Below are 18,629 nucleotides of genomic sequence, written 5' to 3'. Positions count from 1 at the left end.
AAGGGCGCAAGCCCTTGCCGGTTTTCAAGACCGGTGCATTCAACCGCTCTGCCACCTCTCCGTTCTGGTGACGAATTGTAAACGCTGGGGCAAGAGTGTGCTAAGGCAAAGACGGAAAACCCCGCTCAAGGCGGGGTTTTCTAATGATGGCGGAGAGGGAGGGATTACTGCGCCCGCCTGCGGCGGGCTTGCCCTTCGGGCTCGCCGGCCTTTGGCCGGCTCGTGAGCTCGCGCCTAGCGGCGCTCGGTTCGAACCGGGGTTCTCATCCGTAGTCCCCGCTCCCCGATTAACAAAAAACCCGCCACATGGGCGGGTTTTTCGTTAATGGCGGAGAGGGAGGGATTCGAACCCTCGGTACGGGAAAACCGTACACTCGCTTTCCAGGCGAGCCCATTCGACCGCTCTGGCACCTCTCCTAAAACTGCTCAAATTGTAACTACTGACTCCACTCCTCAAAGCGGCTCAAGGGCGAGTCTGATCACCTCATCATGGGCCGGGAGCGACTTTCAGGCCACCGAAGGTGGGCTGAAAAAAGTGCCCGGCGCATTCCTTAGCAGGAGCCCATTCGACCGCTCTGGCACCTCTCCGTAAAACTCTAATTTCACTCAACTCAGCCGCCTAACGGCGGGCGGCCCTGCGGGCCGCGAGAGGGAGGGATTGACTGCGCGCCTTTCGGCGCTTGCCCTCCGCTTCGCTCCGGGTTGCTCCGTCCGCTACGCGGACTCCGCATCGAGCTCGCCTTCGGCTCGGTTCGAGCCCTCGGTACGGGAAAACCACACACTCGCTTTTCAGAGGAGCCCATTCGACCGCTCTGGCACCTCTCCAAAGTCGCGCTTCACCACTTGATCGTGGATGCGGCACAAACGACCATTGTACCTAATCCGGGCGAAACAAACCAAGCCCGGACACCGATGCAGCGCACCCCCGCCAAGCCCCAGCTGTTTTGAAAATTCGAATTTCGATCATTCGAATTTGTTTGGTACTTGGTGCTTCGAATTTGAAAATTTCTGCGTCCTGGCGAAGGCATCCAAGCTGGGAGCTACCGACCCATTCTCCTTCTTGGTGAAATAATCACTCGGGCTTGCGAAACACAAAAATGCCCCACTCCAGGTCGCCCCGGTTACCGCCGTCCACCCAGTGCTGCAGGCCGGTCTTCATCTTTTCGATGTAGTCGTCACTGACGCCGCGGTCGCGGAGTTCGTCCTCGCTGGCTTCGAGTTCCCGCTTGACGCGGGCATAGTGACGCGGCAACTGGTCACCGTGATCCTCCCAGACGCGCTCCTCGAGACCGAGATCCGTGAGCGTCTCCCGGTAGAAGCCCGGAGAGCCCAGGGAATCGAGATGAATTCGGTCGTAGATGGGCTGCAGGCGGGCCGGATCGGCATCGTCGGACTGCATCGGGTCGGTAAAGATCAGGCGTCCACCGGGCTTGAGTACCCGGGCGGCTTCGGCACACACCCGGGCCCGGTCGCCGGAATGCAGCAACGCGTCCTGGGACCAGACGACATCGAAACTGGCGTCGTCATAGTCAAGGTTGGTGAAGTCGCCGTCGACCACCTCGATCCGGTCTTCAAGGCCCTGCTCCCGGTTCTTCTCCCGATCGCGGGCATTCTCGACCTCGCTGAGATTCAGCGCCACGCACTGGCAGCCGAACTGCCTTGCAAGATAGCGCATCGAACCGCCGTAGCCAGCCCCAAGGTCGAGTACGCGGTGGCTGGAATCGAGCGATCCGAGCACCTCGGCCATGCGCTGGACGGTTCGGCGACTGGCGTCGGCAATCGGCTCGTCATCGGCGCGATAGAGACCGATGTGGATGTCCTCGCCGCCCCAGACGTGGAAATAGAAATTATCGGCATCCTCGCTGTTGTAGTAATCGCGGGCCGTCTGCACGACCCGGGAGTAAGCCTGGCTATTCATTCATTCCTCCTTGTTCGTTTCTTCGTCAGCTTCTTCCGGGCTGCGATAGCGCTTTTCGGCGACATGGACGAAGAAGTCCGGGTCTTCACCTGTTGCGCCGGAGTCTTCCTCGAAGTCGGCATAGGTCGTGACTTCCTGGAATCCCACTTCCCGCATCAGCCTGCGCGTGTAATCGCGGCGCAACGGAAACATGTTCAGGTGAAAGACGGACTCGTCCGGAAAGGTATACCGGAAGCGCGCCAGCCCCTCGTCGACGGACTCGGGCTCGGCACTGACCTGGTGGCCGCAGTAATAGTACTTATGCGTCGATGAAAAGCCGTGATCGAGCATGGCATCGTAATTGCGCTGATCCAGAATCAGACAGCCGTCGTGCTTGAGCGTGGCGTAGAACTCGGCCAGCGCCTTGCGGCGATCGTGTTCGGAAAACAGATGGGTAAACGAATTGCCGAGGCAGATCACCGCGTCGTAGGTCGCATGCACATCACGGTTGAGCCAGCGCCAGTCGGCCTGGATGGTGCGCAGGATGTGATCCCGCCTGCGCCCGTTCTCAAAGGCCTTGGCCAGCATCTCGGCCGACCCGTCGACGCTGCAGACCTCGAAACCTTCCTCGATCAAACGAACCGAGTGAAACCCGGTGCCCGTAGCGACGTCGAGAATTCGCTTGGCGCCACGCTCCTTGAGCAGGCGAACGAAAAAGTCACCCTCGCTTTGGTAACGCGCATCCCAGTCGATGAGTTCGTCCCACTTGTCGACGAAGCGGTGCACGTACTCTTTCTGGTAGTGATCTGTGTCGCGTACCTCCGTCGGGTCGCGGCCGAAATCCTGCTTTTCACGTGAAAATGCCTGATGCGACATGATTCTGGCCTTCTCCTGATTGCTTGCTGTGCAGATCCACCGCCAGCCCTCGGAGCAGCGTCCTGCCGAAAATGTCGGCAGTCACCTGATCAAGGCAAATGAAATGACGCGATCGAACGCCGAAGCCGGCGGAACGGCGGCGATACTAACAAGTTACCTTCGGGGTTGCAGGCGGCCACCGCCGTTTAACGACCACAGGTTCTGTCAAGGGTCATCACCGAACCCTTCGAAGGGCTAAAAAACCTTCCACAAGCGAGACATCCATCACATTTATCGGGTCACAAAGTGCAAATCATCTTCCCTTTTGCACCGGGGGCACATCTCTTGTAGAAAGGAGCGCAGTTCCAGAGCCGCCGACAGGCAGGACCATGTCGAGAAAATCAATTGACCCACCAGGGTCGTTGCGATACATTTCACAATCTGATCAATCGCTTGCCAAGCCTTTTGCATTACCGGCTTTGGCACGGATAACCGCGATGCCAGCAACTATTCACGTGCCCGGGTCGGGACGCGCATCACTCGGGGATCCGGAGCCTGCACCAAAGGGGAACAAAACTTGAATCCGTTTCGGAAGCGCACCCGAAGTCACGCGGTGACCGGGTTGCACTTGACGCCGCGCGTCCTGACGACCGTTTCGGTCGACCATCAGCGAGGACGCAAACCGCGCCTGATGGCCGCCCGCTGCGAAACGTTGACCGGCGGCGGCGACCTGGAGAAAACGCTGCGGGAGGTTTCGCCCGGACGGCACTCCCCCGTGAACCTCGTACTGGCCGACGGCCAGTACGAACTGCTGCTGGTGGATGCCCCGCGCGTCGAACCGTCGGAACTTCGGGCGGCTGTACGCTGGAAGGTGCGCAACCTGATCGACTTCCACATCGACGACGCCGTCATCGACGTGTTCGAAATTCCCGGTCAGAGCAATCGCCCGCAGGGCCAGGCCATGATGTACGCTGTCGCGGCCCGCTCGCGGGAACTGCGCGAATACATCGATCTGATCGAGCGGTCCGATCTCAACCTGAGCGTCATCGACATTACCGAAATGGCGCTTCGCAACCTGGCGGCCCAACTGGAAGCGGATGTTCGCGGCGTGGCCATGCTCTACCTTGACGAAAACCACGGCATTCTCACGATTACCCGACAGGGCGACCTGTATCTCAGCCGCCGGTTGGAGACAGGAACCTCGCAGTTGTTCGATCGGCCCGAGGCCTCCTTCGACCAGATCGCGCTCGAGGTACAACGCTCGCTCGATTACTACGACAGCCACTATGGCCAGCCGCCGCTCGCGGCGTTGAGCATTCTGCCCGGCTTCGCCTCGCACGAGGCCCTGGTCGAGTCGCTGTCCGAAAGGCTGAACTTCGACGTAACCGGCTACCGGGCCGAGGACGTCGTCACCAGCGAAGTCGAGCTGCCGAACGAATACCTGGCCGAGCTCCTGATCGCATTGGGCGGGGCGCTTCGTCACGAGGAGGTCAGTCTGTGAGCCAGCAGATCAACCTCTATCAGCCGATTTTCCGCAAGGAGAAAATCGTCTTCTCGGCCCAGACCATCGCCTGGCTTTCCCTGGGCCTGGTTGTACTGTTGGCGCTCTGGTCGCTTCTGGTCGGCCAGCGCGTGGCCGGGCTGGAAACCGAGCTGGAGCGGCAACAGCAGGCCGAGCAGCGTGCTGTCCGACAAGTAGCCGAGCTGCAGTCGAGCATGCCCCCGGAACAGCCCGACGCCGTCCTGCAGGCTCAGATCGAACGCCTGCAGGCGCGGCGTGATGGATTGCAGGAAAGCCTGACAGCCCTGGAGCGTCGCATGCCGGCGGCTGAAATCAACCTGCTCGCACGGCTCGACGCGCTTTCGGCCGAAATTCCCGACGGTCTCTGGCTCACCGGCCTGCTGATGGCCGCCCAGGGACAAACGCTCACACTGCACGGCAACGCCCTCGAGGCCAGGCTGGTACCGGCCTGGCTGAGCGAACTGTCCACCGTGGAGCAATTTTCAGGCCTGGGCTTTCGCCAGATCCGGCTGAAAGAACGGCCGGACGGACAGCCGGGTGTCCAGTTCACCATCTCGACCGCGGCGGAGGAAACGCCATGACATTCCGTGCGCGCCTGAAACAGCTCGCCGAACGCGTCAACGCGCTGAGCCTGCGCGAGCGGGCGCTGGTGCTGCTGGCCGCGTTCGCGGTGATCTTTCTCATCTGGGACTTCACCGCCATGCAGCCCCTGAACCAGCGGCAGGAGGCAGTGCGAACCGAACTGCAAAGCGTTCGCGAACGCGTGGACGAACTGACCCGAAACCTGCAGCAACTGGCCGCCGAGCGTGGCCGGGACCCGAATCGCCAGATGATCGCCGAGCGCGATGCCCTGCAGTCCGAGATCGACGAACTCGAAGCCCGTCTGGCCGAACGGCATGGCGGAATCGCCTCGCCGGAAGAGTCGGTCTCGGTCCTGGCCGGGCTGCTGGCTCGACGCGCGGGCGTGGACATAGTCGAGCTTGAAAACATCCCGCCGGGACGACTCGAAAGCGCTTCCGGCAATCCGGTGCCCGGTCTGTTCGTGCATCGGGTACGCGTGGTCATCGAAAGCGACTTCAACGGCATCCGGAATTACCTCGACCAGACATCCGAATTGCCGCGTGGCGTATTCTGGGAGTCGCTGGATCTGACCGTCGATCAATGGCCGACAAACCGGATCGAATTGATTCTCTACAGCGTCACCCTCGACGACAGTTGGCTGGGAGTGTAGATATGCGACTGACCTGGATTGCCCTTCTGATGATGCTGCCGGCCCTGGCGCTCGCGCAGGGTGAGCTTCGCGACCCGACTCGTCCGCCGACGCAGGCCGAGATCGAGGCCTGGTTCGGAAACGGCCCGGCGTCCGGCCAGCGCTCGCCGTTTCGGCTTCAATCCATCCTGCTAGCCCCCGACCGCCGCATTGCCGTCATCGACGGCCAGCGCCTGCGCTTGGGCGAGAGCGTGGACAATGCCGAGGTCAAGGCCATCGAACCCGGACGCGTGGTGCTCGAACGCAATGGTGAGAGAATCGAACTGACGATCGAATCGCACCTGACCAACAATAACGACGGATCCCGATACTGATGCTGCCCATGGACCACCCATCTCTACGCTTGATCGCCCTCGCGGTATTTACCGCGGGCCTGACCGCCTGCGCCACCACCAGCGACCGGGCCGCGGACATCGACCGCAACATCCGCACTGAACTCGAAGCGGCCGCCACCCGGGAGGCACCGGACGTGGAGGAAACCCGGGACCTGCTGATCCCGGACGCGGAGCCGGCCTTCGAGCCGCCGCCGGAAGAGCGCTTCGACGTCACGGTCAGCAACGCGCCGGCGCGTCAGTTCCTGATGAGCCTGGTCGCCGATACCGACCTGAACATGGTGGTTCACCCCGATGTCGACCAGACCATCTCGCTCGAGTTGCGTGATGTCACCATCGAGGAAGTCATGCAGATCGTGCGCGAGATATACGGCCTGGAGTACCGGCGCAACGAAACCGGTTACATCGTCCGGCCCGCCGAACTGGTCAACCGCGTCTACGAAGTCAACTATCTGGATGTCAACCGTCGCGGGACGTCCAGGACGCGTGTCAGCTCCGGCCAGGCGACCGAGAATCCCGATGCCCTGGAAGGCGGTGACCGCGGCGGCAGTCGAAACAGCCAGGGGGGTTCCAGCCCCGATTACCGCACGACCTGGGATGACGAAGGCCGTCTGGTCACCGAAACCGTCCAGGGCGGTCGAAGCGAGAGCGATCGCAGCGCGGGAACCACCATCAACACCGACTCGGAAGCGAATTTCTGGAGCGGTCTCCAGGTGGCGGTCGAGGGCATGCTCGAAGACAGCGAGGATCGCCGGGTCATGATCAACCCGCTCTCGGGCGTCATTTCGGTTCGCGCCATGCCGCAGGAACACCGCGCCATTGCCGAACTCCTCGAGGCCATTCAGGGCAGCGTGCAGCGACAGGTCATTCTCGAAGCCAAGATCGTGGAAGTGGAACTGAGAGACGGTTATCGGTCCGGTATCAACTGGTCCCTGCTCAGTCAGGTCAGCGGCAGGGAGTTTGGTTTCGGCCAGGTTGCCGGCCAGAACATCTTCGAGGACGGCGTTTCCGCCATTGCCGACAATCCGATCAACGTAAGGCCGGGTCAGGGATTCGACGGTTTCGATTCCAGCGCTTTCGGTGGTGCCACGGCACTGACGGCCGACACCGGCGACTTCAATGCCTTTATCGAACTGCTTGAAACCCAGGGCGTCACACGGGTCCTTTCGAGCCCACGGGTTTCAACGATCAACAACCAAAAGGCGGTCATCAAGGTCGGCACGGACGAATTCTTCGTCACGGGCATTACCGGTCGCAGCGCAACCGGCGCGGCAAGTACGACTACGTCCAACACCGTCGAACTCACACCGTTCTTCTCCGGCATTGCCCTCGACGTCACGCCGCAGATCAGCCGCGAAGGCGACATCATCCTTCACGTCCATCCGACCGTCAGCGAAGTGCGGGATCAGACCAAGTCGTTCACCGTCGGCGGCGAGGAAGAATCCCTGCCGTTGGCCTTCTCCAGCGTGCGCCAGTCCGACAGCATCATCCGTGCCCGCAACGGCCAGGTGGTGGTCATCGGCGGTCTCATGCGCGAATCGTCCGAACAGAAGCGTTTCGGTACGCCGGGGTTGAGCCGCGTTCCGCTGCTGGGCCGGGCCTTCGGCAGCCGCCAGGAAGAAACGACCAAGACCGAACTGGTCATCCTGCTGCGTCCGGTCGTGATCGACTCGCCGCGTGTCTGGTCCCGGGAATCCGAGGGTGCCCTGGATCGGATGGGCGATATGGGCAGCGACCGGTGGCCCCAATAACCTCCCATGTACTGCGAGCACTTCGGACTCAATCAGCGACCGTTCCGGCTGACGCCGCACCTGGCGTTCCGCTATCCCGAACCGTCACAGGCCGAAGCGCTGACGACCCTGCGCGTGGCGCTGGACCAGGGCGAGGGATTCATCAAGGTCGTCGGCGAGGTCGGACTGGGCAAGACCCTGCTTTGCCGGACATTGCTGGATGAACTCGGGGAGCCGTTCGTCACGGCCTGGCTGCCCGACCCGCATCTCTCACCGGGCACCCTGCGTTCGGCCCTGGCCCGCGATCTGGGCATCGAACTGCCCAACCGGCCGACCCAGCAGATCGTCCATGAGCGCCTGCAAACGGAACTGGCCGCCATGGCCGCGCGCGGCCTGCGACCCGTACTGCTGATCGACGAAGCCCAGGCGCTGCCGGCGAGCACCCTGGAAACCGTGCGCCTGCTGACCAATCTCGAGACCGAGCAGCGCAAGCTGTTGCAGGTGGTGTTGTTCGGCCAGCCCGAACTCGACCGCCGCCTGGCCATGCCGCAGTTCCGGCAGCTACGGCAGCGCATTACCTACTCCTGCCGGCTGGAGCCGCTGGATTCCCGGGGTGTGGCCGACTATATCGATCATCGACTCGAGCGCGCCGGCGGCAGCGGCGAGCTGTTTTCCAGCCGGGCGATTTCACGCATTGCACGCGCCAGCGGCGGTGTCCCCCGGCTGGTCAACGTTCTGGCCGACAAGGCCCTGCTGTCGGCCTGGGGCCGCGGCCGTAACCGGGTCGGCATTCATGATGTCCGACGCGCCATCGGCGACACGGAAGATACCGCCGGGCAACTGTGGTGGCCCCGGTTGCAGCCGGCCGCGAGAGTCGCGGCGTTCAGCCTGATCGCCGTGGGTGCTTTTCTGGTGCTGGAAATGCTGCGAGGCGGCGGATGAGCCTGATCAACGACGTCCTCAAGGATCTCGAACGCCGCGACGCCCCCGAAGCGACGCAGACGCCCCGCTCTGTCGAAAACCGCCGGTCCGGTTCGGCGAAGCGCACCTGGCGATGGCCGCTCTGGCTTATCGCCGCGCTGGCCGTCGGCATCGTCCTGCACCTGAGCCTGAATCCCGGCAGTCCTTCCAACGTATCAGAAGAAACCGGTCCGCTCATCGCGCAGGCCGAACCGCCTGACAAACCGGAACCGGCCGCTGCGGTTGACCATGGTCTGCCGAACGAACCGACAGAGGCGCCTGCAAAAAGCGAGCCGGTTGCATCGGCTGCCCCGGCTGTCGAAACGGCACTGGCGGCATCCGAACCGCTCGAGCACTCGAGCGAACGCCAGTCAGCGGAGCGCGAGCCTCGCCCGCAAACTGAACGTGCCCCCGATCCAGCCCCGGCAAGTCCGAGCCGGCCGGAACCCGAACCGGCCCGACAGGACTCGCAGCGCGAAGAGCCCGCCATCTCGATCCGCCGCTCGAACGAAAGCCCCGATACCCCGGATTCACTGGCCGCGGCCAAGCGTTTTCTCGCCCGCGGCCAGTTCCAGCGCGCCGAGTCGCGACTGCGACAACTGATCGATGAACAACCCGCCCTCACCGAAGCCCATGAACTGCTGGCGAATGCGTTGATCCGGCAGCGCCAGCACGATTCCGCCATTCGAGTGCTCGAAACCGGGCTGCGCGAAGCGCAGAATCCCTCGCCGCTGGCCGCCCTTCTCGGGCGCTTGCTCATGGAGCGCGGCGAACTGGCCCGGGCGGGCACCGTCCTGCAGGAGCACGCGCCGGCTCTGGCCGACGCTCCCGACTACCACTTGCTGCTTGCCGCGGTCCATCGCCAGGCCGGCAATCACGAGGCAGCGGCAGAGCACTACCGCAAGCTGACCGGCATCCTGCCCCGACGGGGTGCGGCGTGGATCGGCCTCGGCACCTCGCTCGAATCGCTGGAACGGCAGGAAGAAGCCCTCGAGGCCTACAGTCGCGCCCTGGAAGGCGACGACGCGCGCGCCGCCCGTTTTGCGCGCCAGAGACTGAACGCCCTGGAGTCCATGACCGGAGAGCCACAATGAGCGACGTTCGCAAGCCGCGACAGAAGATCCGCCTCGGCGACCTGCTCGTCAAGCACAAGATCATCTCCGAACGCCAGCTCGAAGAGGCGTTGGCTGAACAGAAGCGTTCCGGCCACAAGCTCGGCCGTGTCCTGGTCCAGCTCGGCCACGTGGCCGAAGACGACCTGCTCGACTTTCTCGGCCAGCAACTCGATGTCCCGGTCATCGACCTCAAGCACTACAACTTCAAACCGCAGACGGTGCGGCTCCTGCCCGAGACGCACGCCCGCCGCTACCGGGCCATCGTGCTCGCCGAGGACAAGGACGAACTCACGGTGGGCATGGCCGACCCGACCGATATCTTCGGCTTCGACGCGCTCAGAAACATTCTCAAGAAGCCGATCAACATCGTGCTGGTGCGCGAATCGGACCTGGTTCGCACGATCGATATCGTCTACCGCCGAACCGAGGAAATCTCGTCACTGGCCGAGGAGCTGGGCGAGGAGTTGTCCGGGAGCGACTACGACATCTCCCAACTCGAGGACGACGAAGGCCAGGTCGATGCGCCGGTCATCAAGCTTCTGCGCTCGATGTTCGAAGACGCCGTCCAGATCGGCGCTTCCGACATTCATATCGAGCCCGACGAGTCGGTACTGCGCGTCCGCCAGCGCGTCGACGGCGAACTGCAGGAACAGATCATCGAGGGACGCCGCGTCGCCTCCGCCCTGGTCACGCGCCTGAAGCTCATGGCCTCGCTCAACATCAGCGAAAAGCGCCTGCCGCAGGACGGCCGCTTTTCGCTGCGGGTCAAGGACCACAACATCGATGTGCGCCTGTCGACCATGCCGATCCAGTACGGCGAGTCGATGGTCATGCGTCTGCTCGACCAGTCGGCCGGCCTGCTCGAGCTCGACAAGCTCGGCATTCCCGAAAAGATGGAAGCGCGCATTCGTCGCCTGATCAACCGGCCCTCCGGGATGATGCTGGTCACCGGCCCGACGGGCTCAGGCAAAACCACCACGCTCTACGCCGCACTCAACCAGATCAATCAGTCCAGGCGCAAGATCATCACGGTCGAGGATCCGGTCGAATACCGCCTGCCGCGTATCAACCAGGTCCAGGTCAATCCCAAGATCGAGCTGGACTTCGCGCGTGTGTTGCGCACGGCGCTGCGCCAGGATCCCGACATCATCATGGTCGGCGAAATGCGCGACCGGGAGACAGCCGAAATCGGGCTGCGGGCCGCGATGACCGGCCACCTCGTCCTGTCAACGCTTCACACCAACTCGGCTCCGGCGACCGTCATGCGTCTGGTCGACATGGGTGCCCAGGGTTTCATGGTCGCTGCCGCGCTCGACGGCGTTCTCGCCCAGCGCCTGGTTCGCCGCGTGTGCGACACCTGCGGCGAAGACGCCGAACCCGACAGCGGGCAACTGGCCTGGGTGCGTTCCCACCTGGGCGAGGAAAAGGCCGAAGATATCCGTTTTCGCGCCGGACACGGCTGCGCCTATTGCTCCAATACCGGCTATCGCGGCCGCATCGGCGTCTACGAACTGCTGGAGATGGACGAGGAGCTCACCGATGCCCTGCGACGGATGGACACCGCAGCGTTCGCCCGCCTGGCCCGAACCCGCACGGGATACCGGCCCCTCATCGATTGTGCGCTGGACTATGCCCGCGAAGGCATCACTTCGCTCGAAGAGGTGATTCGTCTGGCCGGCGGGCTGGATGAACTGCTCGACAGCCAGATGGATCCGATCACACTGACTGACGAGGCATCCTGATGAGTGCCTTTCAGTGGCGAGGGCGCAACGCACGCGGCCAGCTCGTCGACGGGCGCGTGGAAGCCGAATCCACCGATGCCGTAGCCCAGCAGCTCATGCGGCTCGACATCACGCCGATCGAGATCGAGTCGGCACCCGACGCCGGGATCGAAGGTAAAAGTCTGCGTCAGCGCCTGGGCATGGATGCACCGGGCATCAACGACCTGATCCTTTTCACCCGCCAGATGTTCACGCTGACCAAGGCCGGCGTTCCCATCATCCACGGCTTGCGCAACGTCTCCGAATCGACCCGAAATCAACGGCTTCGGCAAGCCATCGAAGACGTCGTGGAAGCACTGGAATCCGGGCGTGACCTCGCAAGCGGGCTGGCACAGAACCCGAGCGTCTTTCCGCCCATGTTCGTCAGCATCGTGCGCGTGGGCGAGAACTCGGGCAACCTCGAGCAGGCCTTCTCGCAACTGACCGACTACCTGGAACTCGAACGCGATTTCAAGGCACGCCTCAAGCAGGCCCTGCGCTATCCGGCCATGGTGATCACGGCCATGTTCATCGCGGTCGCCATTCTGATGACCTTCGTCATCCCAACCTTTGCCGATTTCTTCGCCAATTTCGATGCTGAATTGCCACTAGCAACACGCATGATCATCGGCGCGTCGAACTTCACGGCCGAATGGTGGTGGGTGATCCTGCTGGGAATCGTTGCCGGACTGCTGGCCTTTCGTGCCTGGATTCGCAGCGAGACCGGCCGCTATCGCTGGGATCGCCTCAAGCTCCGGTTCCCGGTTGTCGGCAATATCCTCTTCCAGGGCATCATGGCGCGCTTCGCCAGAACGTTCTCCATGACCTACCGCTCGGGCGTACCCCTGATACAGGGCCTGACCCTGACCGCGCGCGCCGTCGAGAACGAATACATCGGCCAGGCCGTCAACGACATGCGCACCGGCATCGAGCGCGGGGAATCGCTGTCACGAACCGCGGCCGCCACCGGCCTGTTCTCGCCGCTGGTGCTACAGATGCTCGGTATCGGCGAGGAAACCGGCGACGTCGACTCCATGCTCACCGAGACCGCCGAGTACTACGAGCGCGAAGTCGACTACGACCTCGACAATCTCAGCGCCGCCATCGAGCCCATCCTGCTGATTTTCCTCGCCGTCCTGGTCCTGATCCTGGCGCTGGGCGTCTTCCTGCCCATGTGGGACGTCGGACGTGCCGCGCTGGGCTGAGACGACAGTCAGACGCCGTCCGGCCAACTTGCAGCGGGGGTTTTCCCTGCTGGAGCTCGTCGTCGTCATCATCCTGGTGATCCTGCTGTTCCTGGTCGCCTTCGACCGCCTGATGCCGCTGCGCGGCCAGGCCGAATCGGCGCACGTCGCCACCACGGTCGGCACGCTGCGCTCCGCCCTGGGCATGATCACCGCGGAACGCGTCGTCAAGGAAGGCATCTCCGCGCTATCCAGCCTGGAAGGCGAAAATCCGATGGCCCTGCTGGATGAAACGCCGAGCAACTACATCGGCGAGATCGAGTCGGCCGATCGCTCTTCAGTGCCTCGTGGAAGCTGGTATTTCGAGCGTGACAGCGGCCGGCTCGGCTACCGGGTGCGCTACCCGCAGTATCTCGACGAGCCGGGCAATCAGGCCGTCCACCTGACCTGGCGCGTGACGCTCGGATTCACGGACGAGAACGGGAACGGCGTCTACGAACCCGACGTCGATTCGGCGCACAGCGTCGGGCTTCGGTCCCTGCACGACCGGGCATGGCAGAATATCGAGCCTTCGAAGACCGCCGTTGCCAGCGATCCGGAATGACCGACCACCCGCAAACCAGCGATACAAACCGGAGTGCGAAGAATTCAGTCCGGATGAGCCGCCTGCGCATGGCCACGCTTGCCTGGGCGCTGTCCGCCGGCCTGACGGTGACCGCCTGGGTAATGGGTCTGCTGGAGATGGGTGCCCTGGAAATGGGCATGCTGGTGCTGACCGTGCTGGGCGCCCTGCTCTTTTTCCACATGGCACTGCGCAGCGGCTGGTCGAATCGCTTTCGCGACCCCAGCATGACCCTGCCCCACATCCTGCTGTCCGTGCTCGTCGGTTTGTGGATCATCAGCCGGGCCGGGGAGGCCCGCACCATCCTGCTGATGCTGTTCATCATCTCCACCTTCTTCGGCGCCTTTCAGCTGCGCCAGCGCGAGTTCATGCTGGTCGCGCTCGTGGCCGTTGCCGGTTACACCGCAATCACCGTTCGCGACCTGTTTAGCGAGCAAATCCAGGCATCCACCGAGGTGGTCGTGCTCGAACTGGTGGGTTTTGCCATGATGATGGTCTGGCTGGCCTGGTTCGGTGCCTACATCGCCCGCATGCGACGAATGCTCAGCCGCCGCAACCGGGAACTGCGGGAAGTTTCGGCCCGGTTGCAGCACCTGGCCGAGCATGACGAGCTTACCGGCTTGCCCAACCGAAGGCGACTGATCGCCCGGCTCGAGGCCGCTGCGGACCGGGCGCGCAAATCGGGCGTTATCTTCAGCGTTGCCGTTCTCGACCTGGATCATTTCAAGCGCATCAACGACCGCTACGGCCACCAGGCCGGCGACGAAGTGCTGACCGAACTGGCCCGGCGCGCATCCGGCGTGCTTCGCGACGCCGATGCCGTCATGCGGGTCGACGAGACCGTCGCCGATTTCGGCCGTTTCGGCGGAGAAGAGTTTCTCGCCGTGCTTCCCGACACCGACCTGGCCGGAGCGCGACGGGCAGCCGAGCGCCTGCGCCGGGCGATCGCCGAAGCGCCTTTTGAAACCACGACCGGATCGGTCGAGTGCACGGCCTCGATCGGCGTGGCCGAACACCAGGCGGGAGAGTCGATCAATCGTACGATTGCGCGCGCCGATGAAGCACTCTACCGCGCCAAGGACCATGGCCGAAACCGGGTATCTAGCGCATGACCCCGTCCAGCATTCTCATGTTGACCACGTTGGTCGTGGTGTTGGTGCTCGCATTGGCCCTGCTGGCCGGCTCACTCGTCCTGCTGGTCACCGCCGGCCATTCCGGCGAGCCCGGCCGAGGCGGGCTGGATCAGGCCCTCCACGAGCTCGACCGCCAGTGGCGCATCGAGCGCTGGATCTATCGTCATCACCGCCTTTTCGGCCTGCTTGTCGTTCTGACCGCACTGGCCTGCATCTGGCAGTTGCTGAAGCTAGAACTGGCGGCATCTCCGACCGGCGGGGGTGCCTGGGATGCAATCGCCTGGCTGTTGCTCGTCGGCCAGGCGTTCAACCTGGCCGTCGGGTTGGTGGTGTTGACCCGGCCCAGCCTGCTCAAACCCCTGGAAACCCTGACCAACCGCTGGCACAGCTTCAGTGACTTCGACACCGGCCGCAGCATGCCGCCCAGACTCAAGGCCCTGCTGCTGTTTCTGGTTGCCGCCGTCGTCGCCGTAACCAGCGGGCTGCTGCTACTTCGGACGCTGGCTCTCTGACTGGCATGAAACGGAGTCAATTCCTGACAATCCTCGTCACCGGCTTACCTTCCCGCGGAACAAAAACTGCGCCAAGAAGCGCTCTACACCCTCATTTCGGAAAATTTCACCCGATTGCACGCATCTGGCACGCCAGATGCATATAATCCATCACGGTTGTATTCGACCCCCGGCGGCGTCGACCCGGCTGCGGCCGGTCACACCACCGCCACCAGCAAACCAGCACCGGGCCGCGGCCCAGGCTGAAAACAGACTCAAAAAAGGAGTTCAAAGCAAATGCAGAACATGAATATTCGCAAAAGCCAGGGCGGTTTCACCCTGATCGAACTGGTCATTGTCATCGTCATCCTTGGCATTCTTGCCGCCGTGGCCATTCCGCGTTACGTCGACCTGACGGATCAAGCCGAAACAGCTACATTCGACGGCATTCGTGGCGCACTGGCGAGCACGGCAGCCATACTGATTGCAGACGGAACACCCGGAACGGCTGGTTCCAACTCTGATATTCAAGCAGGTGTTATCCAGGACGGTTGGTCCATCGATACTGGAAATTCCAGTGCATGTGATTTCGAAGTTGTTCTCTCCAATGGAGAATCAACTACCGTCACCCTGGACGATTCTCTCGTTTCTGATTGCCCATGACGTCCTCAGCCCCCGCTCATAGCTAGCGGGGGCTTTTTCATTTACTGGGAAGAATGAACTCGTGCCTATCGGATCCTTTTCCAGGCGCACATCAGATTCTTACCACAACCAGTTTCTATCCTGCTGCCTCCTCGCATTAGCCCTCATTGGAACCTGGCTCTGCTACCAGCCGGGGCTCAACGCTGCCCTGCATTTTGACGACACCCCGAACCTCTCACGACTGCAAAATGTCGACGGTGCCGAGAGCGCCCTGCGGTTCATAACAGGAGGCAACGCCGGCCCACTCGGCAGACCGCTCTCGCTCGCGACTTTTCTTCCTGAAAAGCACGCGTGGCCAAACAAAACCAGTACGTTTCTCCGCACGAACGTCCTCCTTCACCTGATCAACGGCCTGCTGGTCGCCTGGTTTGCTTTCAGGATTCTGATCGCAGGCAACGCATCCAAACACACGGCGGCCTACGGAGCGGCGCTCACCGCGAGCCTCTGGGTCCTGCTGCCAATCCTGGCTTCGACTTCCCTGCTGATCATTCAGCGAATGACCAGCCTCTCGGCAACCTTCGTTCTGCTCGGGTTGGTCTGCCATATTCTGCTGCGCTCAAGAATCACGGCCCGTCCCGGCCTTTTTCTAGCGCCGATGGCGATAAGCCTTGGAATATTCACGACTCTCGCGGCTCTTTCCAAGGAAAACGGCGCGTTGCTTCCGACACTGGTGCTGGTGCTCGAATGGACCTTGCTTGCAGCCCCACAATCGATTGCCCGGAAAACCTGGCACCGATGGTGCGCCGTGTTTCTGTGGGTACCAACCTTGGTGATAGCAGTCAAGCTGCTTTCGATGGTTCCCTATAGTGACGATCTTGTCGCCATGCGAGGCTTCGGCGGGTGGGAACGACTTATTACCCAGAGCAGGATCCTTTGGGAATACCTGTTTCACGCCTTCATTCCGATCGACACCCTGGATCTGGGGCCTTTTCACGACACGTATGAGCCGTCGCGATCACTGTTCGAGCCATTGTCCCTTCTCGCCACAGCAGCCTGGCTGACTTTGCTCGGACTTGCACTGATATGCCGAAGAAAAGTACCGGTTTTCAGCTTTGCAGTGCTGTGGTTCATCGTGGGGCACTCAGTAGAATCATCTGTTGCGAGCCTCGACCTGTATTTCGAACACAGAAACTACGTGCCGCTTATCGGGCCGTGCCTCGCTCTCGCTTGGGCTGCAGTGCATTTCACCCGTTCCCGCCCCTTATTTACCTCTGGGGCGATGACGGCGTACATTGGGCTATTGGCCACGACACTCTGGGTTGTCACGAGTATGTGGGGCCAGCCCTTGCGCGAAGCCCAGGAACAGCATCTGGCCAATCCAATGAGCTCTCGAGCCGTGGGTCATTTCGGCGGACAACTTCTGGCTGTAAATGCAGTCGGACCAACCATCTTGCTACTGGACCAGGCCATAGAGAACGGCGTCGCCTCGGAGCGCTTGAAGACCACCAAGCTCTACTTGACGTGCGCGTACCACCCAGACTCAGAATCAGAAATTCCAAATGAACTGCGCTTTGAACTACGAACAGCTAATTACGATAGAAACCTCGCCCATGCGCTTTACATATTGACCCGAACGCGTGTTGGGCAGAATTGCGGCGCGGTGGAGATCGAAGACATCAAAGAGATGTTGTTCGCCCTGGAAGAAAACGCTACTTTTTCGGGCCACGCTGAAACGCGCTACTGGATACACCGTGCTCGCGAGCGCCTCGCCTCTCACGATGGAGATCGCGCAGAGAGAAAGCAGCAGTTATTGAACGCCCAGAAACAGCGATTCGACCCATTTACGATCGAATTATGGACACGACTGCAGCTGGTAGATGGCCTGGCTCAAAAAGCCTGCAGAAGGCTTCAAGTACTCTGGATGGAAGCGCCGCTCAACCCAACGCGCAGGATCAATAGGTGGCTCGTTCTCAAGGACCAGGCCAGGCATATTGCGCACGAAAGCGGTCTCGACTGCACCTTGCGCTAATAGGCAACTCTAACGAGACGTCAAATTCGGACTCAACGTTGGTTAAGCCCCTTATTCAGATGCCGTCGTCGACACGTCGGTGACCTGTGCAGAATGGCTGGGTCGATCAGTCCACTGGCAATCTTTATGCAATACCGAACACTCCTGATATTCAATTAAGGATTTTCGTCCCAAGTACCATCATCAACGGGATCATCTCCACTGCCGGAGCAGTATCCAGCTCGGCCGATGCAACCATCAGCAAGAACAACCTGATTGGATGGGTTTGTCGCCCAGTCCAGGCGAATCTTTACTTGTCCGACATTGTTGCTTGCGAAGTAGTCTCCTAAAGCCAGGACAATGTCAAAATTCTCATACAGCTCATTTTCCGCCGGCGCGCTGCAAGTGCTATTCAATCCAGGAAGCGGAACATCGCAATCTATATTAGCACCGGTATCGATGTTCATTTCCAGTCCAAACATATTGTTTGTCGGACTCGCATCCCAATCTATGTTGGCGGTAAAATAGACCTCATCACCAACCACAAAATTATCAGAAATCAAATCAGCGCCATTCGCTTGAGTCGGAGGCTGACCTTGTCCTTTTCCGCCCGGTCGGTTAAAGATCAGCTCACCATCCTGACACTCAACATTATTCGAATTACAATTGAACTCGGTATCCTCAAAAAGATCATCACCACCCCCGGTATCGCCCTCGAGCACGCTTTCTGGAATCTTCCCCTTCAACACTCGCCGGGTTTCATTGACGATGCCGACAGCGGTCAATCGGCAACCGCCATCCGCAGTGTCATATTCTGAGTCGGTGATATCAAAGCTGCCCTCACCATTGACCGACTCCGGCAGGGCCGCATTGTTTTGAAGGTCGCTACAGGCACTCTCAGGATCAGCGCTGTCGAATAATTCAAGCGCCGCCCACTCAATACCGCTTTCGGCCATGAACAGGGCGCGGGATGCATTCACGTGGTCTCCCGCGCCACGCGCCCCGGAAGTACTCATTGAAACGATTGCGGCCGCAATAGCGACAAAGGCGACCAGAAACACAACCAGAATGATGGCCATGAATCCGTTCTGTTTTCGAGGGGCAGCCG

General features: G+C 61.5%; 17 protein-coding genes and 1 tRNA gene. 14 read left to right on the top strand and 4 right to left on the bottom strand.

Going from position 1 to position 18,629, the window contains the following annotated elements:
* Positions 1–326 precede the first annotated feature (326 nt).
* The 3 genes from DZK26_RS11370 to DZK26_RS11360 form a co-directional block, all read right to left on the bottom strand.
* Positions 327–417, bottom strand: a tRNA-Ser gene (locus tag DZK26_RS11370).
* A gap of 655 nt (positions 418–1,072) precedes the next feature.
* On the bottom strand, positions 1,073–1,918 hold the full coding sequence (locus tag DZK26_RS11365) for a cyclopropane-fatty-acyl-phospholipid synthase family protein (RefSeq protein WP_116897320.1): 846 nt from the start codon (positions 1,916–1,918) through the stop codon (positions 1,073–1,075).
* Positions 1,919–2,773 carry a class I SAM-dependent methyltransferase gene (locus DZK26_RS11360; protein ID WP_116897321.1) on the bottom strand — a complete coding sequence of 285 codons (855 nt, stop codon included), beginning with the start codon at positions 2,771–2,773 and terminating at the stop codon, positions 1,919–1,921.
* A gap of 556 nt (positions 2,774–3,329) precedes the next feature.
* Here DZK26_RS11360 and pilM point away from each other — a divergent pair.
* From pilM to DZK26_RS11290, 14 genes are all read left to right on the top strand, one after another.
* Positions 3,330–4,253 carry a type IV pilus biogenesis protein PilM gene (gene pilM, locus DZK26_RS11355; RefSeq protein ID WP_147306601.1) on the top strand — a complete coding sequence of 308 codons (924 nt, stop codon included), beginning with the start codon at positions 3,330–3,332 and terminating at the stop codon, positions 4,251–4,253.
* Positions 4,250–4,855 carry a PilN domain-containing protein gene (locus tag DZK26_RS11350; protein ID WP_116897323.1) on the top strand — a complete coding sequence of 202 codons (606 nt, stop codon included), beginning with the start codon at positions 4,250–4,252 and terminating at the stop codon, positions 4,853–4,855. Before pilM ends, DZK26_RS11350 begins: the two co-directional genes overlap by 4 nt.
* Entirely contained in the window at positions 4,852–5,505 is a 654-nt protein-coding gene (locus DZK26_RS11345; RefSeq protein ID WP_116897324.1) for a type II secretion system protein M, read from the top strand. Before DZK26_RS11350 ends, DZK26_RS11345 begins: the two co-directional genes overlap by 4 nt.
* A gap of 2 nt (positions 5,506–5,507) precedes the next feature.
* Positions 5,508–5,858 (top strand): general secretion pathway protein GspB, encoded by a 351-nt coding sequence (locus tag DZK26_RS11340; RefSeq protein ID WP_181918281.1) that lies wholly within the window; start codon positions 5,508–5,510, stop codon positions 5,856–5,858.
* Between the two features lie 8 nt (positions 5,859–5,866).
* On the top strand, positions 5,867–7,627 hold the full coding sequence (gene mshL / locus DZK26_RS11335; RefSeq protein ID WP_116897372.1) for a pilus (MSHA type) biogenesis protein MshL: 1,761 nt from the start codon (positions 5,867–5,869) through the stop codon (positions 7,625–7,627).
* A 6-nt stretch (positions 7,628–7,633) separates the two neighbouring features.
* Positions 7,634–8,548: an ExeA family protein gene (locus tag DZK26_RS11330; protein WP_116897326.1), complete on the top strand. Its 915-nt coding sequence runs from the start codon at positions 7,634–7,636 to the stop codon at positions 8,546–8,548.
* Positions 8,545–9,660, top strand: coding sequence for a tetratricopeptide repeat protein (locus DZK26_RS11325; RefSeq protein WP_116897327.1), 1,116 nt, complete (start codon positions 8,545–8,547; stop codon positions 9,658–9,660). The genes DZK26_RS11330 and DZK26_RS11325 overlap by 4 nt, the downstream gene beginning before the upstream one ends.
* Positions 9,657–11,423 (top strand): GspE/PulE family protein, encoded by a 1,767-nt coding sequence (locus tag DZK26_RS11320; RefSeq protein WP_116897328.1) that lies wholly within the window; start codon positions 9,657–9,659, stop codon positions 11,421–11,423. Before DZK26_RS11325 ends, DZK26_RS11320 begins: the two co-directional genes overlap by 4 nt.
* Positions 11,423–12,646 (top strand): type II secretion system F family protein, encoded by a 1,224-nt coding sequence (locus tag DZK26_RS11315; protein WP_116897329.1) that lies wholly within the window; start codon positions 11,423–11,425, stop codon positions 12,644–12,646. The genes DZK26_RS11320 and DZK26_RS11315 overlap by 1 nt, the downstream gene beginning before the upstream one ends.
* Entirely contained in the window at positions 12,630–13,229 is a 600-nt protein-coding gene (locus DZK26_RS11310) for a hypothetical protein (RefSeq protein ID WP_116897330.1), read from the top strand. Before DZK26_RS11315 ends, DZK26_RS11310 begins: the two co-directional genes overlap by 17 nt.
* 53 nt (positions 13,230–13,282) lie before the next feature.
* Entirely contained in the window at positions 13,283–14,359 is a 1,077-nt protein-coding gene (locus tag DZK26_RS11305) for a GGDEF domain-containing protein (protein WP_181918282.1), read from the top strand.
* Positions 14,356–14,892, top strand: coding sequence for a hypothetical protein (locus DZK26_RS11300; RefSeq protein WP_147306602.1), 537 nt, complete (start codon positions 14,356–14,358; stop codon positions 14,890–14,892). Before DZK26_RS11305 ends, DZK26_RS11300 begins: the two co-directional genes overlap by 4 nt.
* A 276-nt stretch (positions 14,893–15,168) precedes the next feature.
* Positions 15,169–15,534, top strand: a complete 366-nt coding sequence (locus DZK26_RS14665) for a type II secretion system protein (RefSeq protein ID WP_309545068.1) — start codon at positions 15,169–15,171, stop codon at positions 15,532–15,534.
* 61 nt (positions 15,535–15,595) lie between these two features.
* Positions 15,596–17,542, top strand: coding sequence for a hypothetical protein (locus DZK26_RS11290; RefSeq protein ID WP_116897333.1), 1,947 nt, complete (start codon positions 15,596–15,598; stop codon positions 17,540–17,542).
* A gap of 155 nt (positions 17,543–17,697) precedes the next feature.
* Here the strand turns inward: DZK26_RS11290 and DZK26_RS11285 are convergent, their stop codons facing one another.
* Positions 17,698–18,600, bottom strand: coding sequence for a hypothetical protein (locus DZK26_RS11285; RefSeq protein ID WP_116897334.1), 903 nt, complete (start codon positions 18,598–18,600; stop codon positions 17,698–17,700).
* Positions 18,601–18,629: the final 29 nt, after the last annotated feature.

The sequence above is a fragment of the Wenzhouxiangella sp. 15190 genome, from assembly GCF_003417465.1.
GTDB lineage: Bacteria > Pseudomonadota > Gammaproteobacteria > Xanthomonadales > Wenzhouxiangellaceae > Wenzhouxiangella.
Note: the sequence above shows the minus strand (reverse complement) of the source record. Positions and strands in the feature narration are given on the sequence as shown.